Below are 25232 nucleotides of genomic sequence, written 5' to 3'. Positions count from 1 at the left end.
TTCAACTGTTAATGAACAGTTGAAGGATTTTTTGGTTTTGGTACCGGCCATTCTTGATTATTCAATAAAACGATTGGTCGGCGTTGGATTTTTTCTGAAAAAGCGGCAATTGCTTTGAAGACCTTTGGCATAAAATAAAACGCATTTAATTCTTCTAAATCCAGTTCTTCTTCTGCCGTAAATGAGACACAAACCTCTTGTTCTGAAAGCATAATTTCAATTTTCTTTAAAAATTGAAATTGCCGCATTCCCGGTACAAAATAACCAGCCTTTGCAACACGAGAGGTTGTAATATCTAATTTATCACTAATGATTAGCGCTAGCGTCATTAACTCTTCCGAATCAAAGCCGTTACTATGATTTTCTATAGAAGATAAAATTTCTTCTTGATAAGGCAAACAAATCTTTTGCTTACGAAAATATGCTTCTGCAAATTGTTTCCCACGAAGTGCATGTCCTGCTTTTCCTTGTAGCGCACCCACATCATGGAGCAGTGCCGCAATTTTTGCCGCTTCTAAATACTCCTCTGAAACAGCAAGTTGTTTCAAAATCATTTCCGTCATGGCCACGACATTGGTTACATGAAACCAATTGTGGTATGCCCACCCAGCTTCTTCATCTTCCATTTGACCAATTGCATCATAAATTTGTCGAATTTCAGTATCTTGATGAATGCGTTCAAACAGCTTCATTTATTTTCTCCTTAAAATTAGTTACTGTTCCAAAAATTCTTTTAACTCTGCAGGATTTTTTTCGCTGTTTAAACCAACAATTAAACGAATCCGCGCTTTCGGTCCGTTTAAACCACGGGCAAAAACGACCCCCATTTTTTTCAAGCCAACGCCACCACCAGCATAATCATAGATATCTTCAGCAATGCCATTGGAACAACGAGAAACTAAAACGACTGGAATCCCGTTGTCTAGCATTTTTTGTAATGCTGGGAGCGTTTCTGGCGGTAAATTACCCGCACCTAACGCTTCAATTACTAACCCATCCGTTTCTGGGGTGTTTAATAATTCAAACATTCGTTCACCCATCCCCGCATAGGCCTTCACTACGTGAACATTTCCTTTCACAGAAGAAACATCGCAAACTTCTTGCGGTAAGACCTCTTTCGCAAAAAAAGCACGTTCTTTCGCAATGGTTCCAATTGGTCCAAAAGTTGGCGTCCGAAACGTCGCTACGTTCGTTGTATGTGTTTTTGTCACATAACGCGCCGTATGAATTTCATCATTCATCACGACTAAAACACCTTTATCGTACGATTCGTCTGAACAAGCAGTCCAAATAGCACTGATGAAATTATACAAGCCATCACTACCGATTTCGTTACTTGACCGCATTGCTCCTGTTAAAACAATGGGGATTTTTTTCTCTAAGGTTATATCTAAAAAATAAGCTGTTTCTTCTAATGTATCTGTTCCATGCGTAATAACCACGCCATCAATTGGTTCAGAATAAGCTTTTTGAATCCGTTCTTTTAATTGAAACATCCGTTCTAAGGTCATGTGTGGTGAGGGAATATTAAAAATATCTTCGACAACTAAATGAACCTTGCCAGAAAATAATGCTTCTTGTTCCATCAACGGATTTTTTTCATTCGGGGCAACACTTCCTCCTGCTACTTTCGACATGGAAATGGTCCCACCTGTATGAAGGACTAAAATGGTCTTCATTTGTTTCCTCCTTTGTTTTCTTTATTTTTTAACCAAAATTGTTTCACTTGTTGAATGAGTTGTTCATTGGTGTTTGCCTTTCGATGCGCCAACCAATGCGGCGGAAAGAAACGCTGGACACTTGGTAATTCAAATCGTTCGTCTAATAACAACACAAAGCCTTTATCTCGCGCATCTCGAATGACACGTCCAGCCGCTTGCAAGACTTTATTCATACCAGGAATTTGATACGCAAATTGAAACCCTTGCCCTCGCTCTTCTTGATAAAACGTGCGAATCAGTTCTTGCTCCGGGTTCATTTGTGGTAGCCCGACACTAACAATTATCGTACCAATCAATCGGGTACCTTTCAAGTCAATTCCTTCTGAAAATATACCACCTAAAACACAAAAACCGATGAAAGTTTCTTGAGGATTCTCTTTAAATTCAGCTAAAAATGCTTCTCGCTCTTTTTCGTTTAAGTCCGTTCCCTGAATTTGAGTTTTTACTTGCGGGTAACGTTGGCTAAATACTTGATAGACATCATCCATATAGGCATAAGAAGGGAAGAAAATTAAATAATTACCTGTTTTTGTTTCACTTAACTTCCCTAAAAGTTCACTAATCTGTGGATAACTTTTTTCACGGTTTTTATAGGTTGTTTGAAGATGACTACCGATCATCAACAATTGATTTTCTTCTGGAAAAGGATACGGAATCCGATAACGTAGGCTTTCTTCACCTCCACCAAGCACTTCTTGATAATAATTCAGAGGTGTTAAACTTGCCGAAAATAAGATACTCGCTTTCCCTTTATCTAATCGTTGTGACAATAAATAAGCCGGATCGACACAAAATTGTTTCACAACGCAGTCATAGTTTCGCAAAGAAATAGACGTATAAAAACCGTTGTCGTAATACTCGCTGATTCGAAGATAACTTAAACAATCAAAATAAAAACTGAGAATCGACGCCAATTCCTCAATGTGTTGATTTTCTGGCAACCATTCTGCAATTACTTCTGTTAATCGATGTATCTGTTTAACTAATGAATCAATTGGCGCGCGTTGGGCAAAAAAATCCGTGTCTTTTTCTTCACAGATTGCTTCAATATCATCAAACGTAGTTAAGACTTTTTGACAAGCTCTTTTTAATTGAACAGATTCTTTTTGCAATCTTTTTTGAATTTGCAAAACCGCATTCCTAGAAATAGCGGCCGAATACATCTCCCGTGAACGATTAACCAAATTATGGGTTTCATCCACTAAAAAAATATTCTCTTCTGCACTTTGGGGTTCTTCAAAGAAGCGCCGTAAATAAACCGTTGGATCAAATAGATAATTGTAATCCCCAATAATTAAATCACACCAAAGACTTGCATCTAGCGACAACTCGAATGGACACAATTGGTGCTTTTGTGCATACCGTTCAATAACCTCTCTCGTTAAATGATTTTCATGTTGCAATAAATCCCACAGTCCCTCATTTAAACGATCATAATAGCCGTCAGCAAACGGGCAATGTTCTGGTGTACAATTTCGTTCAGTTAAAAAACAAATTTTATCTTTTGCTGTTAACGTAATACTCTTAGTTTGCGCTTGTTTTTCGGACAGCGCTTTGACGGCATCTTCAGCCACTTGCCGCGTGATGGTCTTAGCTGTTAAATAAAAAATCCGTTCGCCTTCTTCTTCACCAATTGCTTTCATCGCTGGAAAAAGAGTGGACATTGTCTTGCCTGTTCCAGTTGGTGCTTCCACGAAGAGCCGCTGTTTACTAAGAATTGTTTTATAGACGGCTACCGCCAATTCTCGTTGCCCTTTGCGATACTCCCCGTAAGGAAAACTAAGATTTTTTAATGATTTATTTCTCAAAATACGCCATTCTTCTTTAAAAATTACCCACTGTTCATAGCGCTTCATCAAATCAGTAAAAAACTCCGCTAATGCAGCTTCTGTAAAATGGCGTTCTTGTCGTGTGATTTGTTTTGTGGTGGTCTGATAATAAGTGAGTTGAAGCGTTATTTCAGAAATTTGTTCTTGTTGGCAATACATGTGACCATAACACATCGCTTGATACCAAAACAATTCGACCTTTTCTGGCGGTAATTCTTCAAACGCTGGTTCGGATGTTTTAATTTCATCAATGACCACTTGCCCAGTTTCTTTCACAAAAATGCCGTCTGCACGACCTTCTACACAATAATTATGGCCATTTAAAGGCACCTCAATTTTTAAAGATACTTCCTTTTGATAAAGGCTCCCCGCTTCCTTTTGCAACATTCGATGAAGGCGACTACCTTCTTGTGGTGTATGTTCACTCACATGGCGAGAATCGATACTTCCCCGCCTTAAAATAAATTCGACCACTTGACGAACCGCAATTTTTCTCGTTGATTTCACGTAATCCCACCTATCTGCCTCCCTATTATAGAACATACATTCGCTAAACAAAAGCAAAAAATCCAAAACGAACACAATCATGCATTCATTCTGGATTTCTCTTTACATTATCAACAATTAAAAACAACTTGTTTCTTCTAACTATTTGGTTTCTTTTCCATTTGCTTTTGCCACGACCAATTGCGCCATTTGTTTAAACGAATTATTTAAACCAATGCCACCCTTTTTGGGCATCTTCACAATTGGCACTTGCTGATAATAGTGACTGACTGCTGGATTTTCTTCTGCCATCGCTGCAATTGCAGGAATGCCCGCAGCATTAAACTTACAAGCTAGACGAGCAGCCATTTCTCCAAAATTAGGATAATGCATGGCAGGTCCGCAAAGAACCGCATCGGCATGAAACTTTTTTGCAAAGCCAATAAATTTCTTTGCTACCTCTTCCTCGTTTTCCAAATAATATTGGTCACCACAATAAAGTGTCGCAACAATTTCCGCTCCTTGCTTCTGTAAAAATGGTAGCAATGTTACCCCTGGACCTAAGGGAGCTTTTTTACCACTTGGTTTCAGCTGAGCTTGTTCATCACTGCCAAATCCTGCTAAACTGTGGTTTAAGACTAAAAGGATTTTTTTCACGCCTATTTCCTCCTTATTTATAAATCATCAAAGTCAAAGGAATCAAAATCAATTTCTTCACTCTCTTCTTCTTGTGCTTTCCATTCTTCACGTAAATATTGGTCATCCATAACTCGAATAAAAGGATAGTAAATGAACATTCCTAGTACCAATAAGAGAGCTTGCAGAATTGATCCTTGCCAACCGCTGACTAAAAATCCTGAGATAATTGGTGGGGTCGTCCACGGCAATTGAATACCATTCGTCAATGGAACTAAGCCCCAATCCATAGCAAAATAGGCAATAATAATATTAATTGCGGGTACTAAGACAAATGGAATTAAAAGGATTGGATTTAAAACAATTGGCAACCCAAAAATGATTGGTTCGTTAATCCCAAAAACACCAGGAATTAGTGAAAGTTGCGAAAGCTTTTTAATTCGTTGACTTTTACAGAATAAGACCATCACAATGATTAATGAGAGTGTGGAACCGGCGCCACCAAATGTTGCAAACATATCTTGAAATTGTCCAGTGATGATGTTGGGAATTTCATGGCCGTCTTTGAATGCTTGTAAATTTTCAACAGACAATGCCCGCAAAACAGGATTAAAGACTGCGCCAACCACGCTACCTCCGTTAATGCCAAAGAACCAAAAGAAGTGTAAAAATAAATAAGCAATGCTCATTGCACCTAAGGTATTACCAAGACTCAATAAGGGCGTTTGTAGAAATTCAAAAATAACATCTTGTAAATTACCATAAGGAGTTAAAGCAGCCAGCCAATTGACTAAAAACATGAGAGTAACAACTAAAAAGCTCGGGATCAGGGCCTCAAAAGACTTAACCACTGTTGGTGGCACTCCTTCTGGCATTTTTATTGTCCACCCTTTACGAACAATGGCCACAAATAAACGAGTCGCAATTAATGCGACAATCATTCCTAAAAACAAGCCACTGGAACCCATCCATTTTAAAGGTAAACTAGTAACTTCATAAACCTTTGAACTATTTTCCGGTGTAAATAATGTTTGATAAGGCGTTACAATAAAAAATGAAACCAATGCGATAATTCCTGCTTGCATTGCATCCACATTGAATTGTTTCCCTAAACTATAGGCAATACCGACAACGGCCAGAATGGTCATTACATCAAAACTAGCACTAGCTGGAACAGACATCATTGTCGCCCAGTCTTTACCAAGCAAATGAGACATCCAAGTATCCCATTGTGGCAAAGGAAAATTAGCAATTAATAAGAAGACCGAACCAACAATCAACAAGGGCGTTGATAAAAGGAAGCCATCACGAATCGCTACTAAATACTTATTTTCTCCTATCACTTTTGCCAAAGGGGTCAATACGCGCTCTAACCAATCCAAAAATTTTTGCACGGTCGTCACTCCTATCTATTATTTTTTATTTTGCTTAATTAACCGCAGCGCTTCTTTCAATGCTTTTTCGCCATCCATCATGCCATAAATTTCTGGCGCAATTGCAGCGACAGGAATCCCTTGAGGAGCAAATTGTTCTTTTGTTTTTTCTAATAAAAAACGGACTTGTGGTCCTAATAAAATAGCAACAGGCTTCTCTGCTTCAACCACTTCTTGTGCTCTTGCAATAGGAAAAGCAGTAATCATTAAAGGCATTTGATGTTTTTCAACCACTTCCATCATTTTATTCACCATAATACTTGTAGACATTCCTGCATCACAAAAAAGATAAATTTGTTTTTTACTCATGTTCCTTCACTCTCCTCATTTATTCAATTGGTGCTTTGATTCTTTTTTCATAGGCAGCTAACCATTCTTGTGAAATCGGCTGAATCTCTGTGGTATGATTCTTGCCTGGATTTGCAATATAAATTTCTGGTTGCTGCATATCAGTACCAACCGTAAAAGTAAATTCCACATTCGTAGCTACGCCCCAGTCTCCCTGTTTGTTCATGGCCACCAGTGAAAAAGCTCCTGCTTTCCCATAACGTTGGGTCAATTTTTCGTGAAAAGCATAGACCGCTTGATCACATGCTTGTTGTGGCGAGCGCCCTTCCCCCATTAAACGGACGATTTCATAAGAAAGACAGCCTTTCATTAAATCTTCACCTAATCCTGTAGCCGCAGCACCACCAATTTCGCTATCAACATAAAAACCAGAACCTGATAGTGGTGAATCACCAACACGTCCTGCTTTTTTCATAAAGAGTCCCGAACTGGAAGTGCCAGCTGCCATTGATCCTGTTTGGTCTAACGTAATAGCGCCGACAGTATCATGCCCATCATAGGGGTTCAACTGATTTTCCTGAATTTCTTTTAAACGCTTTTGCCACCATTGATTAGCGCGTTCTGTCAACATATTCTTTCTTTCAAAACCGTGCAACATTGAATATTTCGTTGCACCTGCGCCAACACGAAAACTATTAAACTTCTCTTTACTTAATGCTTTAGCCACTGAAATCGGATTTTTAACATCTGTAATTCCTGCCACAGCACCAATTGCAAATGTGTCTCCATCCATATAGGCAGCATCCATTTCTAAAATCCCTTCCTCATTAGGTAAACCGCCGTAGCCCACTGACTTATAAAAAGGATAGTCTTCTACTTCTTTAATTAATTGTTCCACGGCCGTGCCTGCAGCACCTCCTTGTTGCAATTCTTCTGTAGCTTTTAGTAACCCATCATGTGCCATCCGCCATGTCGCAATTGCACCCCAAGTCATTTTCCATCCGCCCTTTCGTTAACGCTTACATTTCTCCACCATTATAAACTAGTATATACTTTTTTGTATATACTGAAAATGAAATTTTAAACAGAAAAATAAAAGATTCACGTATGCGACCTCTACGAAACACATTGGCTTCTTCTCATACGTGTATCTTCTATTGGTTTTACGCTTCTGTTAATGCAATCATCGCTTGCATATAGATTTCCAGATTAAGCAGTAAATCTTTTTCATCCATATATTCATCTTGGTTATGCGCAATGCCTTTTTGACCAGGAAATGATGGACCAAAAGCAACGATATTCGGCATAAAGCGAGCATACGTAGCACCGGTAGTTGTAACTGGCGTCCCATCTAAGCCAGTAATTTGTTCATAAACCTTGGTTAGTTTTTGAACATTGCGCTCATCTTTTGGAAACAGCGTACTAGGGAGGCGGCGGATGACGGTCACTTCACTTTCTGGAAATAGTGCCTTCGTTAGCTGCGTGGTTACTTCGTTTTCTGTAATAGAAACAGGATAACGCACGGCCAATGATAACACCAATTGCTGTCCTCGTTTTTCCAACGCATAGGGCGTTAAAATCAATTGCCCGCTATCCTGATCCTTAAAGTCCAGAGCTACTCCTTCGCCATAGTGCTTTTCGTGAAAACTAGCGGTTAACCAGTCGAAATACTGTAATAAATTTCCTTTGACTAACTGTTCCTCGCTAATTTTCTGTGCCAATAAAGTAATCGCGTTCTTGCCTAGTTCTGGCGCATTGGAAGGAGCACGTTTTCCCGTGATTGCCGTTGTTTTTCCCGCAATCACCACACTTAATTGATCAGGCACATGGTCTTTTGCTTGATCACCCATAATCTGACCAATTTGTTCACTTGAATCATCTGGGATGGTCGTTGTGATTTCATAATTAACAATCCCTCGCTCCCCATAAACTACTGGATATTTACAATCTGGAGTAAATCCAAAAACGGGTGCGTTTTCCTTCTCTAAATATAAGGGGATATCTCCACTCCCACTTTCTTCATCCGTGCCAAACATTAAGCGAATGGTTTTCTTTGGTTGGTAACCAAGTTCTTTCAGTAATTTCATTCCATACAGGCAAGCCAAGATAGGACCTTTATTATCTAGAATTCCTCTACCATACAAACGTTGATTTTTTTTCGTTAATTGAAAGGGCGGCACTGACCAACCAGAACCTTCTGGTACTACGTCTAAATGACCAATAATTCCCAGATATTCTTCCGCTGTTCCCCATTGCGCATAGCCAACTGCGTCATTGACAATCCCAGTTTGAAAACCATAACGCTCTGCCAGTTTCAGCGTTTCTTCCAAGGCTCTTTTCGGTCCTTCGCCAAAAGGTGCCTCTTTTTTAGGCGACCCTTTCACACTTCGAATCGCCATAATTTTGTTTAAGTCTTCATAAAATAAATCTTTTTGAGCGGCTATTTCTTCTTTGATCTTCATTCGTTCCAAGAACCTCCTAGCTCCACTTGGTTGTTTTCAGACGGGCTATAGCGGGTCAGTGTGTTTTTAAACGTGTACCGATCTGCTCGATATAAAGAGACATCATATAAAATGGGGGTTGCATCAAGCGCATAGGTGATAGAGTGGACTTGTAAAAGTGGTTGGCCCACAGGAACATTCAATAATTCTGAAATTTCCGCTTCAACTAAGATTGCTTCAATTTCTTGATGCGAATAAGCAATCTCGACGTTCTTCTCGATTAAGCAGAAAAGAGAGCCCTCGAAGTCTTGCTTCGTATGGCCTTGTACGTATGCCTGTGGCAAATAAATTTTTTCAACTGTCATTGGCTCGCCGTCTAACATTCGGCGGCGAATCAGTTCATAAATTGCCTCATTTTTGCCTACTTGGAGCGCCTCCCGAATTTTCTCAGCGGGATGTACTACTTCTTCAAAGGAAATGACTTCTGTCTGGCTTTTTTTCCCGTAAGCTTTGGCTGCCTCAGTAAAACCTTGTAAGCCAGCGCGACCACTTTGAATTTTCGCTTGTGACATCACATAACTACCTTTACCATGTCGTTTTACCAAAATATTTTTGCGAATCAAATCATCAATCGCTTTACGAATGGTCAAGCGACTGCAGTTATATTCTTTAGCTAAATCATATTCTGAAGGTAATTTTTGTGCACTTACATACAGACCGTCTCGAATCTTCTTTTCAATTTCTGCAGAAATTTGCTTAAATTTGGGTGCATTTTCTGTCATTTCATCGCCTATCTTTCTTCAAAAAAATAAATTTCCTAGTATATACCACACTGTCTATACTAAATCAATTTTTAAGAAACCGCAATCATTTGTTGCGTTTCTTAAAAATCAAAAAAGAAAGCGAGCCACAAGTTGGTTGGACTTGTGGCTCGCTTTTTTAGGAAAAAAATATGTTATTTCCCTTTCATCCGTTCTTTGCCTTCTTGACACATATAGAGTAGCGGACAGGCTTCACATTTAGGCGCTCTTGCTAGGCAGTGATAACGCCCAAAGAAAATCATGGTATGGTGCGTTTTCACCCAGAGTTCTTTCGGAACTTTACGCATTAAGGTTTGCTCAACTTCAGTAACATTCGCATTTAGCTTACAAATTCTAAGGCGCTTGGACACTCGTTCCACATGTGTATCTACTGCAAAAGCCGGTTCGCCGAAAGCATCTCCCATTACTACATTGGCTGTTTTTCTCCCCACGCCAGGTAAACTGACCAGTTCATCTCTGGTTTGCGGAACTTCTCCATTGAAACGTTCTAAAAGTTGTTGTGCGCACGCTTTAATATTTTTTGCTTTATTGCGATATAAGCCAATGGTTTTTATTTTAGCAATAATCTCCTCCACCGGCGCAGCTGCTAAAGCTTCTGGTGTTGGAAAAGCTGCGAATAAACCAGGAGTCGCTTTATTTACCGATACATCGGTTGCTTGCGCACTTAAAATCACAGCAATTAATAATTCAAAAGGATTCTTATGTTTTAATTCACATTCTGCATTTGGAAACATCTCATACATAATTTCAATAGCTTCCATTGTTTTCTCTTTTGATAGCATGGCCCACCTCCTTTTTATTCACTGTCTTCTGGATTTAACCAATTGTGTAATGTAACCTTTGGTAACGATTCTTGTGCCTGACCTTGTTGTTCAATCTCATTTTGAATCATAGAATCTTTTCGTTTTTTCTGATCAGCAGCCACTTGTTCTTTGGTGGTAATATTTTTACGCTCCCACGCAAGTAAAATACGATCAATATATTTCAAACTATACGCCTGATTTAAAACGGCTTCTCGCAACGCTAACCGGATTAACTCAGGGGAATAATGGTCCGTGTTCAACCACTGACCAATCATTTCTAATTCAATTGGTGAAAGTGGACGTCCGAATTCTTTTTCAAAGCCTTGGTAAAGCTGTTTAATTTCATCTTCGTGGTTTGCGACAACTTGTTTTTCTTTGCTCGTTTGTAAAAATAATTGAATCTTTTGAAAAACAGGCAGTAAATCATACGTATCCATCATTTGACCTTTTTGGTTTTGTTGTGTTTCAATTCGAATAAAACCGCGAGAAACCAATTGATTTAATAACTTATAAATCGTATCTGGCGTTTTACCCATCGTCTCTGCAATCGCCATTAAGTCTGGAAATAAATCGCCTGCATTTTGCGAACGAAAAAGTTGCAGTAAAAAGAGAAATTCATCATCTTTCAAACCAATTTTTTGGTAATGATCAAATAGTAAGTTTGAGATCGTTGTTTCACCAGCTTCTAAATATTCACGAATTGATAACATTGTTGTTGTCCACTTCCCCTTGCTTGTTTCACTTATTGCACATGATAAACATCAAAATAAATAGCTTTCATATAATCAATTAAATAACTAGGATTCAATTCTTCCCCCGTTGCATCATAAATTAATTGATTTGGTTTACGTGAAGCGCCGTACTGATGAATATGTTGTGTTAACCATTTACGGATATCAGAATAATCCTCCGAAGCTAAAATTTCATCAACAGATAATTCTTGTTTCATTGCGTGAAATAGTTGCGCGGCGTACATATAACCCAAGGCATAAGATGGGAAATAACCAAAGCTACCTCCAGACCAATGAACATCTTGAAGGACACCTTCTAAATCATTTCCAGGTGAGACGCCTAAGTACTCTTGGTATTTTTCGTTCCACACTTTTGGCAAATCAGCGACTTCCAAAGAACCATTAAATAACATTTTTTCAATTTCATAACGAATAATGATATGCAAAGGATAGGTGAGACTATCGGAATCAATCCGAATCAAACTTGCTTTCGTTTCTTTTAAAGAAGCATAAAAATCTTCAAAAGTAATATCATCAAAAGTGCCTTCTGCGCATTCTTGGAAAAACGGGTATTGTTTTTGCCAAAAAGCCCGGTTGCTACCAATGATAATTTCATTAAAGAGCGATTGTGATTCGTGAATCCCCATAGAGGCACCTTCGCTTAGTGGCGTAAAGTCAAATTTAGGATCAAAATTTTGTTCGTACATCCCATGACCCGCTTCATGAATCACACCAAATGTTGCCATTGAGAAATTATTTTCTTCCCAGCGCGTAGTAATCCGCGCATCATTTCGATTTAGAGCTGTCATAAATGGATGAACTGTATCATCTAATCGGCCTTTTGAAAAATCATAGCCTAATTGTTCAACCACACCAATCACAAAACGGCGTTGTTGTTCTTTGGTCATTTTTCTAGATAAAAAGTCAGTTCTAGGCGGCGTACCTTTTTCCGCTAAAACGGTCCGAATTTCTTGAATCCCTTGTTTTACTTGGTCGAATACTTGGTCTAGCTTCTCAACCGTCATCCCCGGTTCAAATTGATTTAATAACACATCGTACGGTGTTTTTTCTTCTTTTTGCCAATAAGGAATGAACTCCTTTTGGAACGCAACGACCTTCGTTAAGGTTTCTTCTAACAAGCCGAAATCTTGTGCAGCGCGTGCTTTTAGCCAATCTGTATGTGCTTGGTTTAATACTTTAACATATTCTTGCATACGTTCAGCTGGAACATTTTTATTCAAAGCATATTCTTCTTTTACTTTTTCAAAAACCAGTTTCCCTAATTCAGATAATTCTTCAGGGCGTGTCTCAAAATAGGCCAATGCTTCTTGAATAACTGGGCCAATACTTCGTTCAAAATATAATCCGGTTAAATACCCTTCTACTTCTCCTCGAAAAGGACTACTTTTTTCTGGCATCCCAGTTGATGAATCCCAGTCTAATAATGTCAAGGCATTTTTTAGTAATTGAATTTCTTTCACTTCTTGTAAAAATACAGCTTCCTTCATTTTTTACACCAGCTTTCTTAGTCTTCCCGTGGTTTTCTTGGTGGACGTGTTCCCCAGTATTGGAATAAATCTGTTCGTAAGGCTCCGTTGTAAAGCTTCCGTTTTTTAGTAGCTTTGGCACCATAATATTCTTCAAAAGCAAGATCACTCGTCAGTATATACTTGCTCCAAGTAGTTAACGGACGGAAAACATGGCCCATTTCTTTATACAAACGGCGAACACTTTCCTCTTCTCCTAAACGCTCACCATAAGGCGGGTTAGCTACCATTACACCATATTCCTTCTCGGTTGTAAAATCTTTTAAGGCCAATTGTTTAAAGGTAATTGAATCACCTAAACCAACTTCCTCAGCATTCGCTCGTGCGACTTCAATCATTCGCCCATCAACATCTGAACCACAGATATCTAATTCAACATCGTAGTCTGCCTTTGCCTCGGCTTCGTTACGTACTTTTTCAAAAATTGCTGGATCAACCCAATCCCATGTTTCACAAGTAAAACTACGATTAAAGCCAGGGGCAATGTTATGGCCAATTAATGCTGCTTCAATACAAATCGTTCCAGAACCACAAACTGGATCATAAAAAGGACGATCTTTGCGCCAATTGGTCAACATCACTAAAGCAGCTGCCATGTTTTCCTTAAGAGGTGCACCCCCCTTTTCAATGCGATAGCCTCGTTTAAATAAACTTGGTCCAGTCGTGTCCAACGTCAACGTCACTTTATCTTTTAGAAGAGCCACTTCTAATTTAAACAAAGCTCCTGTTTCGGTTAAAGGCACCGTCGCTGGACGATGGTAAACTTCTCTTAAACGGTTAACAATGGCTTTTTTGGTGATGGCTTGGCAATCAGGAACACTATACAATTTTGACTTAATTGATTTACCTGCAACTGGAAATTCTGCATCTAAAGGCAAATAATCTTCCCAAGGAAGTGCTTTAACTTTTTCAAATAATTCATCAAAACTATAGGCATTAAATTCGCCAACGACGATTTTAATCCGATCTGCTGTCCGTAGCCATAAATTGGCAGTAGCAATTGTTTCAACAGTGCCTTCAAAGACGGCCCGGCCATTTTCTACTTCACAGGGAATCCCTAAATCACGCAATTCTTTTCCAACTAATGCTTCTAAGCCACTAGCAGCTGTTGCAACAAGTTTGAATGTTTTTTCTTTCGTCATAAAAACTCCTTCTTGACTCTTTTTTATTGTCTGAAGCTAACAGTCCTGCCGACTACTGCTCCGCTTGTTTTTTGTAATTGTCCGCTTTCTCTGAACTAAACGGTCCTGTCCCGGCCTCTTTAGAACAGACAGCTTACTACTTTTATCTCAGTTTCTTTATTTTAACATTTTTTTATTCTTTTCGTAAAAAAAGCCTTCACAACTACGTTGGAAGGTCTTCCTGAATTACTTGTAATTTTCTATAAGCCATGTTCTGTATCACCAATTCTTCAGGAAAAATTGGTGACGGTCATCATCTATCTGCAGAGTAAACTCTGCCTCTTCTACTCGTTCATTTCCTTTAGAAGAGCGCCCCTACCATTGTTTGGGTTGCTCGCTCGAGGGGTTTACCGCGTTCCACCGATGGAGTTTCCCACATCGCTTCGTCACTGTGGCACTTTCAAGGATACTTTGACATAGTCGAAACCTTAGTCATTTTTCCTGCCGTTACTCTAAAAGAGTACCTTAGCTTATGATTTCGCTAAGCACGAACACTACAAGCATCTCAGCTTGTGCGAGCATGGACTTTCCTCAGCTTGCAAAAGCAAACCGCGATCACCCGAAAATTACAAATCTGTTTAGACGAACAGCAAAAATTTACACACTACAACAAGTGTCCGCTATTCTAACAAATGCTTTCTGTTCCTCGTGAAAACTTGACTTAAATTGTCTTGTTAAAATTGACGTGTTTGTGCATTATCAACATCATGATTCGCTGGTTCTGTAGTCATTGACGGTGCAGAAGGCGTTACAGGTGTTGAAGGTGTTTCATCTAACTTTTTACCAAAAACTTCACGCTCTAAGTTTGATAAACGTTTTAAAATATCAAAGTTGGTCACTGCTGCACTTTTTGGTACTTCTTGAGCAACACGAGGCGTTGGTTGGGCTTTTGATAATTGGTCTAATTTTGCCATTAAGCGGCTGTTTTCTTCTTGCAAGCTTAATAATTCTTTATTATAAGCTTCGTAGTCTTTAATGACATTGTCTAAAAATTCGTCTACTTCAATTGGGTCATACCCGTTCATCATTTTCGTTTTAAATTCTTTTTGTAAAATGTCTTTAGGACTATATACTAAATTTGCCATGTTTACACCTCATTTGTTTATTTACGATAGAAAATTTCATAGTTCCACAAATACTATTGTAACGAAAAATAGCTAGAAAATCAAACAGATTCTCTAATCAATCACCGAGTTTTGTAAATCATCCATTGTAATTAAGCGAATATCATAGGGTTCTCGTTCCGAAAAATGTTGTGCGTCCTTTAAAAAATACTCCGTTTTGCCAGGGTACTCTTTGTCATAAATAAGTAAGCTGCCCCCAGAATGTTCCAAAAGAAATTTTGTATGCATTTTTAATTGTGCTGGCGATTGATAGGGCTGGTGACTTACTGAGTTGATATAATCAGCCAAACTTTCCGCTTTCGTTAACAGTTCTCGATTTTGTTCATTCCAATTATTGCCAAAGTCTTTAAATGGATAAAGCAAACCTAGCTGGACTTCTGGATATTCCGTTTTTAATTCCCCAACTACTTCAGCTGTCCATAGTTCAACACCTAAATTGCCAGAAATCAAAATCCATTCTACTCCCGTTTCAATATAACTGGCTAACTCTTTTTTTAAGACATTTTTAATAACTGTGATTTTCGGGTCTTTTCCTTGAAATATCCCCAATTCAAAGCTGCGATAACCGGTGACATAGAGGGTTTTTATCATTTCCATAAGTCATCCCTTTTCTTTCAGGTCTTTTTTTTGGTATAATACAGGCTAGGAGTGTGATAAACGTGACGTTCCATTATCCTAACGGAATACCTTATAATCATCATGAAGCACAATCACCAAAAAAACAAGTAAAAAAGAAACGCCCCGTTGAATTTGGTAATCGCGGGATGGATTTCGAAGAAGCGATCAATCAAAGCAATCAATATTATCTATTGAATAAGCAAGCAGTCGTTCATAAGAAACCCACTCCTGTTCAAATTGTTAAAGTAGATTATCCCAAACGAAGTGCGGCTGTTATTAAGGAGGCCTACTTTAGACAAGCTTCAACGACTGATTATAACGGTGTATATCAAGGCCGTTACATAGATTTTGAAGCGAAAGAAACGAAAAATACCACGTCCTTTCCCTTTAAAAATTTTCATCAACATCAAATTGATCATATGGAACAATGTATAGCACAACAAGGGATTTGTTTTGTGCTATTATGGTTTTCAAGCTTAAAACGCTGCTTCTTTTTTAGTGGTGAAAATCTAATAACGCATTGGAAAAACCAAACAGTTACTGGAAAAAAATCTATGCCGCTTGCACTCATCGAGAAAGAAGGAATTGAATTATCTTTTGGAATCGCACCGCGAATCCCTTATCTCGACGCAGTGGAACAATATATTCAGACACACTAGATTCATAAAGTTTTGAAAGTATAACAAAGGAGTTGCTATTTATGCCAACCGCAAATTCAGGCTCGCGAGCTGCTAGACATGCATCCAACACCTCATCGAAGTCGAGTTACAAGAAAAAGACACAACCGCCGAAAAAGAAAAAACGGCTTGTTTTAAAAATCTTTCTTGGCTTACTTATCGCTGGGATGGTCGCTTTTTTAGCAGGCGTTGGTCTTTTTTGGTTCTATGCACGACAAGCCCCAAAATTAGAAGATGACAAACTGAATGCGACAGTTTCATCGAAGCTTTACGATATTAATAATGAAATTTTTGAGGATTTAGGCGCAGAAAAGCGTGAATTAATTCAACCAAATGATGTGCCTCAATTATTAAAAGATGCCATTGTTTCTGTCGAAGACCGTCGTTTCTATAAACACATTGGTGTGGATCCGATTCGGATTATCGGTTCTGCCCTTTCAAATGTCAAAAATGGTGGATTACAAGGCGGAAGTACCTTAACCCAACAATTAATTAAATTGTCTTACTTCTCTACAAAAGAATCTGACCAAACCTTGAAACGGAAAGCACAAGAAGCATGGATGGCTGTTCGTTTAGAACGTGAAAAATCAAAAGAAGAAATTTTAACTTACTACATTAACAAAGTCTACATGGCGAATGGTTTTTATGGAATGGAAACAGCGGCTGAAAATTATTATGGTAAACATTTATCTGAACTTGATTTACCACAAACGGCCCTACTGGCAGGAATGCCACAAGCGCCAAACTCATACGATCCCTATACAAAACCAGATACTGCTAAAGAACGTCGGGATGTTGTACTTTACACAATGTACGACAATAAAAAAATCTCGAAAGCAGAGTACGAAAAAGCTAAAGCTACCCCAATCGATGAAGGCTTAGTGCCATTAAAAGCCAGTGATGACAATCGAAAAGTCGTAGATAATTATGTCAAAGAAGTAATCAATGAAGTGAAAGCAAAAACTGGTAAAAATGTTTACACAGACGGACTAGATATCTACACAAACTTAGATATGAATGCCCAAAAACAACTTTACGATATTGTCAACAGTGATCAATACGTTGCGTTTCCAGATGATAAAATGCAAGTGGCTTCAACCGTTATTGATGTTGCCTCTGGACAAGTCCGAGCACAAATTGGGGGTCGTCACATTCCTGATGATGTGCAATTAGGAAACAATTTAGCTGTTAACACCCAACGTGATGTTGGTTCAACCGTGAAACCAATCATGGATTATGGTCCCGCAATTGAGAATTTAAATTATTCGACAGGTCGCCTCATGGTGGATAAACCAACGAAATATCCTGGTACCGACATTGATGTCTTCAACTCTGATTTAACATATCAAGGCGTCATTACTATGCGCCGTGCGATTATGGGTTCTCGTAACACCACCGCGGTCCAGACGTTTGATGAAGTTGGTAAAGAAAACATCATGCCTTTCATTAAAGGGCTAGGAATTGACTATAAAAACTTAGAAGCGTCGAATGCCATTTCAAGTAACACAAGCGATGTAGATGGCGATAAATACGGGATTTCCTCATTGAAATTAGCAGCAGCTTATGCGGCTTTCGCCAATAACGGGATTTACAACAAACCGTATTACGTAAACAAAGTCGTTTTCAATGATGGAACTAGCGTTGATTATCAACCTGATGGTAAACGTGCGATGAAAGACTCTACCGCCTATATGATGACGGATATGTTAAAAGATGTTTTAAATGGCGGAACAGGATTTAACGGCGCCATTCCAGGCTTAATCCAAGCGGCCAAAACAGGGACTTCTAACTATACTGATGAAGATTTAGCGCGAATGGGCACAACAGAAAAAGGAATTGCCCCGGATAGTACCTTTGTTGGTTATACAACACACTATGCCGTTTCTGTTTGGACTGGATACAATGATCGAAATACACCAATCTATCAAGAATACTATGGAATTGCCTCGGATGTTTATCGTGAAATAATGAGTTACTTGTCTCAAAATGTTTCAAACGATGACTGGGTGCAGCCAGACAGTGTTGTGCGGGTAGGTAATGAATTATACGTGAAAGATGCCTATGAGGTACCAAATGTACAAGTTTTACCAAGTACTACCTCTTCAGCACCACAGCCAGAATCTAGCAGTACGGTGGAATCCTCTTCCACAAAAGAAGCGGAAAGTTCATCAAGTTCTAGTTCAGAAAGTGCGCCTTCTTCCTCTGAAGCGCCACCATCAACCGAACAACCGGCAAGCTCTTCCTCAGCAGAGCAACCGGCAACATCGGAACAACCACCTGAACCATCAAGTTCTAGTTCACAAGAACCGCCGCAACCACCTGAAAGTAGTTCTAAACCAGATGAAAATAAAGCAGCATAAAAAGTACGGGGCTCATGATGAGCCCCGTACTTTTTTAGATTAAAAATGGACGAAGTGAACTGAATCACTTCGTCCATTTTTACTTATTTACTTTCTTTATTTGCCAAAGCTGCACCAACAAATCCTTTGATTAAGCGTTGTGGGCGATTTGGACGAGAAATTAATTCTGGGTGGAATTGACAAGCCACAAAGAATTGTTTTTCAGGAATTTCAACAATCTCAACTAAACGATTATCTGGTGAAACTCCAGAGAAAACTAAGCCATTTTCTTCAAATAATTGACGATATTTGTTGTTAAATTCATAACGATGACGGTGACGTTCTTGGACAACATCTTCATTTCCGTATGCTGCCGCAGTTTTCGTTCCTTTTTTCAATTTACATGGATATAAACCTAAACGTAGTGTGCCACCTAAATTCTCGATGTTTTCTTGATCTGCCATTAAATCAATAATGTTATTTGTCACGTCAGGATTAGTTTCTGCAGAACCAGCATCTTCTAAGCCCACAACGTTACGACCAAATTCTACACAGGCCATTTGCATACCTAAACAAATACCAAGGAATGGTACGTCATTTTCGCGAGCAAAACGAATCGCTTCAATTTTTCCTTCAATTCCACGATCACCAAAACCACCAGGAACCAAAATACCATCTGCTGAACCAATTCTTTCAGCGACATTTTCAGCAGTTAATTCTTGTGAATCAACCCAATCAATTTCGATATCTGAATCAAAATCAAACCCAGCATGTTTTAATGCTTCTACAACAGAAATATAGGCATCTGGTAATTCAACATATTTACCAACCAGCGCAATTTTTGTTTTCTTTTTCAAGTTAAGAACTTTTTCTTCTAATGCACGCCACTCAGTCATGTCTGCAGCCGGTGCATCCAATTTTAAATGATCACAAACAATTTGATCCATGTTTTGTGCTTGAAGTGCTAATGGAATGGAGTATAACGTTTCAACATCACGAGATTCAATTACCGCTTCCGGATTAACATCACAGAATTGTGCTAATTTGTTTTTAGTGTTTTGAGAAACAGGTAATTCCGTACGGACCACTAAAATATTTGGTTGAATCCCTAAACTTCTTAATTCTTTGACACTATGTTGTGTTGGTTTAGTTTTCATTTCGCCAGCCGCTTTTAAGTAAGGAATCAAGGTTGTATGGATGTACATTACGTTGTCACTACCCATATCAGCTTTCATTTGGCGCAATGCTTCTAGGAAAGGTAATGATTCGATGTCGCCGACAGTACCACCTACTTCTGTGATAATCACATCGGCATCCGTCATTTTCGCTGCACGCATGATTTTTTCTTTGATTTCATTGGTAATGTGTGGAATAACTTGCACTGTTGCACCTAAGTATTCCCCTTTACGTTCTTTACGTAAGACTTCTGAATAAATTTTCCCAGTGGTTACGTTTGAGTATTTATTTAAGTTAATATCAATAAAACGTTCATAGTGACCTAAGTCCAAATCTGTTTCGGCACCATCATCTGTGACAAAAACCTCTCCATGTTGGTAAGGACTCATTGTCCCCGGATCCACATTAATATATGGATCGAATTTTTGAATCGTTACTTTTAATCCACGATTTTTTAATAATCGTCCTAAAGATGCTGCGACAATCCCTTTTCCGATAGAAGAAACCACGCCACCTGTAACAAAGATGTATTTTGTCATAATAGTTAAAAACCCTTTCTTTGATAATATTTTGTAGAGAGAAGTAAAACAACTTTGAGACTCTTACGTTTCTCCAAATAAAAAAGAAACAAAAATAGAAAAGCTCCCTATCCATTACGAATAGGGAGCTTGTAAGTTCGTTCAAACTTCTGACCTTCTTAAAGGTGCCCAAGTAGTATAATACAAGCAAACGGACATCAGGTCAAGTACTTCTATTCAAGAAAATAATTTTTTCTATTTTCTCATTTTTCTTAAGCATTCAACTAAAAAGCTTGACTCCTTCTTAGGAATCAAGCTTTTTGGTTTCTTACTCTTCAGAATATTCGTCATCAAAATCGTCTTCATCTTCAACATCATCGTCATCAATGATTGTTAAATCTTCTTCGATTTGCGGAATGTCTTCTTCATCATCGTCTGAATCTGCACCAATCTCTTGTAAGTCAGAGTTGTATGCTTTGATTTCTTCATCTTCATCTTCTTCATCATCGTACAAGATGTCTTCTTCATCATCATTTGTTAATTCAGCATCTTCTGGATCGTCATCGTTATAGTCAATTACATCTTCATCGTTTGGATTGGTGATGAAGGCATTTACTTTTTTACGTTTTCTACGACGTGGTGCATCTTCTTCGTCTTCTTCCAAGCCATGTGTAACTTCTTCATCGATTGAATCGATTGGATACCATGAACGTAAGCCCCAACGATTGTCTCCCAATGAGATAAAGCTACCGTCGATGTTTAAATCTGTATAAAATTGTGCTAATTGGTCACGAATTTCACTATCAGACTTGCCAAGATAATTTTGGATTTGGTTAACTAAATCAGAAAAATCCATTACATCTGCATGTTGTTCTAAAATAGCGTGTGCTACTTCAATCATGGATAATTCTTTTTTGTTTAACCCTTCAAATACATTAATTTCCAAGAGGTACACGTCCTTTCACAGTCTACTCCTTATCATACAAAAACATTGAAAAAAAATCAATTCTATTCTGCAATATTTATGCAGTAAATTCTAATTCTAAATGATATTCTCCGATTCGCTCTGTTTGAGAGTATAAATCATAATCAACTAAAATCTTACCAGACATTGGTTGATCTTTTAAACTAACACGCAAATTATGTGTAAACGTACTAATCTGTAGCAAGCCATAAGGGGTTCGATAACTTGTATCTAATTTTTCCTGATAGCCAAATCTTAAACGCATCCGTAATTCGCCGGCACGAATCAGCTGAACATGCCCGTCTGGTTCAATTTTAATGGTTACGGGGGTTGGTTCTGTATCCTCTAATAATTCTTCTTTGTAACGAATGTATAATGTATCACCCATTTTTACTAATTGACCTTCTAAGTCAAAGAAAAAATCTTTTTGTTCGTTGCCTTGTTGGACAATCGTTTTTAGTTGAATCGATACAGGAACGCCTGTTGATAAATCCATAATGGTCACTCCTTTTCCAAAATATAACTTTCTTATTGTTGACTTTTTCAATATATTTGTCAACTAAAGTCAATTTTTCCTTGTTTATGTACCTTTTCTTATTGTATAAGCTCTTTTCACGGGTTGCAAGCATTTGTTTCATCTATTTAATAAGAAAACCGTTTACTATTTTAGAGAATTCCTTCAGAATTCGTTTATATAACATGCTTTTTTGCGTTTTTTGTATATAATATAAGAGAGAGTAAGAAAATAAACGTATTAAATGACGTAATTATAAATAGACAGGACGTTTTTTATGAGCACAACTTTTCCCCTTCACACTGAATCATTTATGCTCCTTGATTCAGGTTGTTTAACAAACAGTGACTATTTTTTACCTTTTGCCTTGACCGATGTTTTAACTACTTTTTCAGGAATGCAGCACCAACCAATCATTCATTTCTGGCAATTGGATCAAGCAATGATTCTTGGCATGAAAGATACCCGTGTACCACATCTAAAAGAAGGCATCACTTCTCTGCAAGAAAACGATTATTCTGTAGTCGTTCGCAATGCCGGCGGTTTAGGTGTGATTGCCGATTCGGGTATTTTAAATGTTTCACTTATTTTACCAAATAATTCTGAACACAAATTAAGTATCGATGCGGCTTATGAATTAATGTGGGCTTGGCTCCGTCAGAGTTTTCCAGAGAAAGAGATTGACGCCTTTGAAATTACTACATCCTATTGTCCCGGTACTTATGATTTAAGTATTGGCGGTCAAAAGTTTGCTGGGATTGCCCAACGACGCGTCAAAGACGGTATTGCTGTCATGATTTACATCAGCGTTAACGGCAATCAACTTGCTCGTGGAGAAGTGGTTCGAGACTTTTACCTTGCTGGCTTACAAGAACAATTTGGTGAAAATGGCTATCCACCCGTTGATCCAGCAGTGATGGCAAATTTAGAAACCCTGATTGAGACTCCATTAACAATAGACGCCGTAAAAACCCGTTTAATCGAAGCATTACCTCAACAATTTGAAAAATCTATTGATCCAAACTTAACCGAACCAATTATAACCTCAGAATGGTTCCAAACAAATTTAACTGTCCAGCTGGAAAAAATGGCGCAACGAAACGCCTTAATTAAAGGAGAGATCGTATGACGATTCCGTACAAAGAGCAACGATTACCAATCGAAAAAGTTTTTCGTGATCCCGTCCATAATTATATTCATGTCCAACATCAAGTGATTTTAGACCTTATTAATTCTGCTGAAGTGCAACGATTACGTCGCATTAAGCAACTAGGTACTTCTTCTTTTACGTTTCACGGTGCCGAACATAGTCGTTTTTCCCATTCTTTGGGTGTTTACGAAATTACACGTCGGATTTGTGAGATTTTCCAACGTAACTACTCTGTGGAACGATTAGGTGAAAACGGCTGGAATGACGACGAGCGCCTGATTACACTTTGCGCAGCTTTATTACATGATGTCGGTCATGGTCCTTATTCACATACATTCGAGCATATTTTTGATACAAACCATGAAGCAATCACGGTCCAAATCATCACCTCACCAGAAACGGAAGTCTATCAAATTTTAAATCGTGTTTCGGCAGATTTTCCTGAAAAAGTCGCCAGCGTTATTACTAAACAATACCCAAATCCTCAAGTGGTGCAAATGATTTCTAGTCAAATTGATGCCGATCGCATGGACTATCTGTTACGTGATGCATACTTTACAGGGACGGAATACGGAACTTTCGATTTAACTAGAATTTTACGTGTGATTCGACCATACAAAGGAGGCATTGCCTTTGCTATGAATGGGATGCATGCGGTGGAAGACTATATCGTTAGTCGTTACCAAATGTATGTCCAAGTCTATTTCCACCCTGTTTCTCGTGGGATGGAAGTGATTCTTGATCATTTATTGCATCGGGCGAAAGAATTATTTGAAAACCCTGAATTTGACTATGATTTACAAGCCTCTCTGCTTGTACCATTCTTTAAAGGGGACTTCACCTTACAAGAATATTTAAAATTGGATGATGGCGTCCTCTCTACGTACTTTACACAATGGATGGATGTGCCTGATTCAATTCTAGGTGATTTAGCCAAACGTTTCCTTATGCGTAAGCCTCTGAAGTCAGCCACCTTTACGAACGAAAAAGAGAGCGCAGCAACGATTGCTTATTTAAGGGAATTGATTGAAAAAGTTGGTTTCAACCCTAAATATTATACTGCCATTAATTCAAGCTATGATTTACCTTACGATTTTTATCGTCCAAATAAAGACCGTCATCGTACACAAATTGAATTAATGCAAAAAGATGGCTCATTAGTGGAATTGGCAACGGTCAGTCCCCTAGTTGCAGCACTTGCTGGTCAAAGTCAAGGAGATGAACGTTTCTATTTCCCTAAAGAAATGCTTGACCAAGGAAATAAAAAACATTACGATTTATTTGATGAGACGTATCGTGAGTTTTCAAGTTACATTCATAATGGTGCGTTAGTTTTAAAAAAATAGGTTTTCTAGGAGGATTCTATGTCAATTAAGTTAGTTGCTATTGATATCGACGGAACATTGCTAAATTCACAACACAAGATTACCCCACGGGTCAAAGAAGCGCTCCAAAAAGCAAATGAGCAAGGCGTTCGTATTGTTTTATGTACAGGCCGTCCTTTGCCAGGCGTGAAAGAACAATTGGATGAATTAGCCTTATATGGTGAAAATGATTTCGTGATTACCTACAACGGTTCGCTTGTCCAAGCAACCAAAGATAATACGATTATTTCACGCTATACCTTGAGTTATGAGGATTTTTTAGAAATTGAAATGTATTCTCGTAAAGTCGGCGCTCACTTGCATACAATTGATGATTCCGCTATTTACACTGCCAATCGCAATATTGGTAAATATACGATTCACGAAGCATCTTTAGTGAACATGCCTTTGAAATATCGTACGGTGGATGAAATGACACCAGAGATGAACATTATTAAAATGATGATGATTGATGAGCCGGAAGTTTTAGATCCTGCCATTGCAAAATTACCATTACATTTTACCGAAAAATATACGACTGTTAAAAGTACGCCTTTTTACTATGAAATCATGAATAAAAATGCTAGCAAAGGCAATGCTCTAGCAAAATTGGCAGACCATTTAGGCTTAAATAAAGACGAAGTGATGGCCATTGGTGACAATGAAAATGACTTATCCATGATTGATTACGCTGGGATTGGTGTTGCGATGGGCAATGCGACAGAAAATGTTAAAACAATTGCCGATGTGCATACCACTAGTAATGACGAAGATGGTGTCGCTCAAATTATTGAAAAAATGGTTTTAATTTAAACATTCTTTTCAATAACAATAACCCTCAATCTAATCAACATAGATTGAGGGTTATTCG

23 protein-coding genes and 1 other RNA gene are annotated in these 25232 nt (G+C 38.4%); 5 read left to right on the top strand and 19 right to left on the bottom strand.

Annotation, left to right across the window (positions count from 1 at the left end; all coding sequences use genetic code 11):
- Positions 1-8 precede the first annotated feature (8 nt).
- The 16 genes from IGJ90_RS05045 to IGJ90_RS04970 all read right to left on the bottom strand — a co-directional run bounded on the left by IGJ90_RS05045 (position 9) and on the right by IGJ90_RS04970 (position 15638).
- Positions 9-692 carry an HD domain-containing protein gene (locus IGJ90_RS05045; protein WP_279434896.1) on the bottom strand — a complete coding sequence of 228 codons (684 nt, stop codon included), beginning with the start codon at positions 690-692 and terminating at the stop codon, positions 9-11.
- A 21-nt stretch (positions 693-713) separates the two neighbouring features.
- Positions 714-1679, bottom strand: coding sequence for an asparaginase (locus IGJ90_RS05040; RefSeq protein WP_002357976.1), 966 nt, complete (start codon positions 1677-1679; stop codon positions 714-716).
- On the bottom strand, positions 1676-4138 hold the full coding sequence (locus tag IGJ90_RS05035; RefSeq protein WP_025186587.1) for a helicase C-terminal domain-containing protein: 2463 nt from the start codon (positions 4136-4138) through the stop codon (positions 1676-1678). Before IGJ90_RS05035 ends, IGJ90_RS05040 begins: the two co-directional genes overlap by 4 nt.
- A gap of 60 nt (positions 4139-4198) precedes the next feature.
- Positions 4199-4693, bottom strand: a complete 495-nt coding sequence (locus IGJ90_RS05030) for a GrdB-related putative oxidoreductase (protein ID WP_438767688.1) — start codon at positions 4691-4693, stop codon at positions 4199-4201.
- A gap of 17 nt (positions 4694-4710) precedes the next feature.
- Entirely contained in the window at positions 4711-6066 is a 1356-nt protein-coding gene (celB, locus tag IGJ90_RS05025) for a PTS cellobiose transporter subunit IIC (protein ID WP_002384702.1), read from the bottom strand.
- 18 nt (positions 6067-6084) lie between these two features.
- Positions 6085-6414 carry a PTS sugar transporter subunit IIB gene (locus IGJ90_RS05020; RefSeq protein WP_002357981.1) on the bottom strand — a complete coding sequence of 110 codons (330 nt, stop codon included), beginning with the start codon at positions 6412-6414 and terminating at the stop codon, positions 6085-6087.
- Between the two features lie 19 nt (positions 6415-6433).
- Positions 6434-7387 (bottom strand): N(4)-(beta-N-acetylglucosaminyl)-L-asparaginase, encoded by a 954-nt coding sequence (locus tag IGJ90_RS05015; protein ID WP_002361636.1) that lies wholly within the window; start codon positions 7385-7387, stop codon positions 6434-6436.
- Between the two features lie 169 nt (positions 7388-7556).
- Complete coding sequence (locus tag IGJ90_RS05010) at positions 7557-8855, bottom strand: Sapep family Mn(2+)-dependent dipeptidase (RefSeq protein ID WP_002396912.1); 1299 nt, start codon at positions 8853-8855, stop codon at positions 7557-7559.
- Positions 8852-9616 (bottom strand): GntR family transcriptional regulator, LSA1692 subfamily, encoded by a 765-nt coding sequence (locus IGJ90_RS05005; RefSeq protein WP_002357984.1) that lies wholly within the window; start codon positions 9614-9616, stop codon positions 8852-8854. Before IGJ90_RS05005 ends, IGJ90_RS05010 begins: the two co-directional genes overlap by 4 nt.
- Before the next feature lie 173 nt (positions 9617-9789).
- Positions 9790-10437, bottom strand: a complete 648-nt coding sequence (gene nth / locus IGJ90_RS05000; RefSeq protein ID WP_002357985.1) for an endonuclease III — start codon at positions 10435-10437, stop codon at positions 9790-9792.
- 14 nt (positions 10438-10451) lie between these two features.
- A complete protein-coding gene (locus IGJ90_RS04995; RefSeq protein ID WP_002382137.1) occupies positions 10452-11168 on the bottom strand; it encodes a DnaD domain protein in 717 nt (238 codons plus the stop codon).
- Positions 11169-11200: 32 nt separating this feature from the next.
- The gene (locus IGJ90_RS04990) at positions 11201-12697 is read right to left on the bottom strand and encodes a carboxypeptidase M32 (protein ID WP_002419861.1); all 1497 of its coding nucleotides are present in this window, start codon (positions 12695-12697) and stop codon (positions 11201-11203) included.
- 17 nt (positions 12698-12714) lie between these two features.
- Positions 12715-13878, bottom strand: a complete 1164-nt coding sequence (locus IGJ90_RS04985; RefSeq protein WP_002357989.1) for a THUMP domain-containing class I SAM-dependent RNA methyltransferase — start codon at positions 13876-13878, stop codon at positions 12715-12717.
- 237 nt (positions 13879-14115) lie between these two features.
- Positions 14116-14484: RNase P RNA component class B (gene rnpB / locus IGJ90_RS04980), an RNA gene on the bottom strand.
- 107 nt (positions 14485-14591) lie between these two features.
- Positions 14592-15002: a cell division regulator GpsB gene (gene gpsB / locus IGJ90_RS04975; RefSeq protein WP_002382134.1), complete on the bottom strand. Its 411-nt coding sequence runs from the start codon at positions 15000-15002 to the stop codon at positions 14592-14594.
- Between the two features lie 93 nt (positions 15003-15095).
- Positions 15096-15638: a DUF1273 domain-containing protein gene (locus tag IGJ90_RS04970; protein ID WP_002369608.1), complete on the bottom strand. Its 543-nt coding sequence runs from the start codon at positions 15636-15638 to the stop codon at positions 15096-15098.
- A 62-nt stretch (positions 15639-15700) separates the two neighbouring features.
- Here IGJ90_RS04970 and recU point away from each other — a divergent pair, with 62 nt between their 5' ends.
- Both recU and IGJ90_RS04960 read left to right on the top strand, forming a co-directional pair.
- Positions 15701-16318 carry a Holliday junction resolvase RecU gene (gene recU / locus IGJ90_RS04965; RefSeq protein WP_010816424.1) on the top strand — a complete coding sequence of 206 codons (618 nt, stop codon included), beginning with the start codon at positions 15701-15703 and terminating at the stop codon, positions 16316-16318.
- A gap of 41 nt (positions 16319-16359) precedes the next feature.
- On the top strand, positions 16360-18696 hold the full coding sequence (locus IGJ90_RS04960; protein WP_002360569.1) for a PBP1A family penicillin-binding protein: 2337 nt from the start codon (positions 16360-16362) through the stop codon (positions 18694-18696).
- A gap of 83 nt (positions 18697-18779) precedes the next feature.
- Here the strand turns inward: IGJ90_RS04960 and IGJ90_RS04955 are convergent, their stop codons facing one another.
- The 3 genes from IGJ90_RS04955 to IGJ90_RS04945 all read right to left on the bottom strand — a co-directional run bounded on the left by IGJ90_RS04955 (position 18780) and on the right by IGJ90_RS04945 (position 21829).
- The gene (locus tag IGJ90_RS04955) at positions 18780-20390 is read right to left on the bottom strand and encodes a CTP synthase (RefSeq protein WP_002357995.1); all 1611 of its coding nucleotides are present in this window, start codon (positions 20388-20390) and stop codon (positions 18780-18782) included.
- 307 nt (positions 20391-20697) lie between these two features.
- A complete protein-coding gene (gene rpoE, locus IGJ90_RS04950) occupies positions 20698-21315 on the bottom strand; it encodes a DNA-directed RNA polymerase subunit delta (RefSeq protein ID WP_002357996.1) in 618 nt (205 codons plus the stop codon).
- 76 nt (positions 21316-21391) lie between these two features.
- A complete protein-coding gene (locus tag IGJ90_RS04945; protein ID WP_002382132.1) occupies positions 21392-21829 on the bottom strand; it encodes a DUF1934 domain-containing protein in 438 nt (145 codons plus the stop codon).
- A gap of 331 nt (positions 21830-22160) precedes the next feature.
- Here IGJ90_RS04945 and IGJ90_RS04940 point away from each other — a divergent pair, with 331 nt between their 5' ends.
- Genes IGJ90_RS04940 through yidA form a run of 3 tightly spaced genes read left to right on the top strand, consistent with a single transcriptional unit; the run spans position 22161 to position 25174 of the window.
- Positions 22161-22976: a lipoate--protein ligase family protein gene (locus IGJ90_RS04940; protein WP_002385999.1), complete on the top strand. Its 816-nt coding sequence runs from the start codon at positions 22161-22163 to the stop codon at positions 22974-22976.
- Positions 22973-24343 carry a dNTPase gene (locus IGJ90_RS04935; RefSeq protein WP_002357999.1) on the top strand — a complete coding sequence of 457 codons (1371 nt, stop codon included), beginning with the start codon at positions 22973-22975 and terminating at the stop codon, positions 24341-24343. Before IGJ90_RS04940 ends, IGJ90_RS04935 begins: the two co-directional genes overlap by 4 nt.
- Before the next feature lie 18 nt (positions 24344-24361).
- Positions 24362-25174 (top strand): sugar-phosphatase, encoded by an 813-nt coding sequence (yidA, locus tag IGJ90_RS04930; RefSeq protein WP_002377829.1) that lies wholly within the window; start codon positions 24362-24364, stop codon positions 25172-25174.
- The last annotated feature ends 58 nt before the right edge of the window (positions 25175-25232 follow it).

The organism is Enterococcus sp. AZ129 (genome assembly GCF_051714505.1).
Classification (GTDB): domain Bacteria; phylum Bacillota; class Bacilli; order Lactobacillales; family Enterococcaceae; genus Enterococcus; species Enterococcus faecalis.
This window is presented reverse-complemented; position numbering and strand designations above follow the sequence as displayed.

Excerpts from the sequence above, each read along its gene's own strand:
- IGJ90_RS05045 (WP_279434896.1), bottom strand. The coding sequence starts at position 692 with ATGAAGCTGTTTGAACGCATTCATCAAGATACTGAAATTCGACAAATT.
- IGJ90_RS05040 (WP_002357976.1), bottom strand. The coding sequence starts at position 1,679 with ATGAAGACCATTTTAGTCCTTCATACAGGTGGGACCATTTCCATGTCG.
- IGJ90_RS05035 (WP_025186587.1), bottom strand. The coding sequence starts at position 4,138 with ATGATTGTGTTCGTTTTGGATTTTTTGCTTTTGTTTAGCGAATGTATG.
- IGJ90_RS05020 (WP_002357981.1), bottom strand. The coding sequence starts at position 6,414 with ATGAGTAAAAAACAAATTTATCTTTTTTGTGATGCAGGAATGTCTACA.
- IGJ90_RS05015 (WP_002361636.1), bottom strand. The coding sequence starts at position 7,387 with ATGACTTGGGGTGCAATTGCGACATGGCGGATGGCACATGATGGGTTA.
- IGJ90_RS05010 (WP_002396912.1), bottom strand. The coding sequence starts at position 8,855 with ATGAAGATCAAAGAAGAAATAGCCGCTCAAAAAGATTTATTTTATGAA.
- IGJ90_RS05005 (WP_002357984.1), bottom strand. The coding sequence starts at position 9,616 with ATGACAGAAAATGCACCCAAATTTAAGCAAATTTCTGCAGAAATTGAA.
- nth (WP_002357985.1), bottom strand. The coding sequence starts at position 10,437 with ATGCTATCAAAAGAGAAAACAATGGAAGCTATTGAAATTATGTATGAG.
- IGJ90_RS04995 (WP_002382137.1), bottom strand. The coding sequence starts at position 11,168 with ATGTTATCAATTCGTGAATATTTAGAAGCTGGTGAAACAACGATCTCA.
- IGJ90_RS04990 (WP_002419861.1), bottom strand. The coding sequence starts at position 12,697 with ATGAAGGAAGCTGTATTTTTACAAGAAGTGAAAGAAATTCAATTACTA.
- IGJ90_RS04985 (WP_002357989.1), bottom strand. The coding sequence starts at position 13,878 with ATGACGAAAGAAAAAACATTCAAACTTGTTGCAACAGCTGCTAGTGGC.
- gpsB (WP_002382134.1), bottom strand. The coding sequence starts at position 15,002 with ATGGCAAATTTAGTATATAGTCCTAAAGACATTTTACAAAAAGAATTT.
- IGJ90_RS04970 (WP_002369608.1), bottom strand. The coding sequence starts at position 15,638 with ATGGAAATGATAAAAACCCTCTATGTCACCGGTTATCGCAGCTTTGAA.
- IGJ90_RS04960 (WP_002360569.1), top strand. The coding sequence starts at position 16,360 with ATGCCAACCGCAAATTCAGGCTCGCGAGCTGCTAGACATGCATCCAAC.
- IGJ90_RS04955 (WP_002357995.1), bottom strand. The coding sequence starts at position 20,390 with ATGACAAAATACATCTTTGTTACAGGTGGCGTGGTTTCTTCTATCGGA.
- IGJ90_RS04945 (WP_002382132.1), bottom strand. The coding sequence starts at position 21,829 with ATGGATTTATCAACAGGCGTTCCTGTATCGATTCAACTAAAAACGATT.
- IGJ90_RS04940 (WP_002385999.1), top strand. The coding sequence starts at position 22,161 with ATGCTCCTTGATTCAGGTTGTTTAACAAACAGTGACTATTTTTTACCT.
- IGJ90_RS04935 (WP_002357999.1), top strand. The coding sequence starts at position 22,973 with ATGACGATTCCGTACAAAGAGCAACGATTACCAATCGAAAAAGTTTTT.
- yidA (WP_002377829.1), top strand. The coding sequence starts at position 24,362 with ATGTCAATTAAGTTAGTTGCTATTGATATCGACGGAACATTGCTAAAT.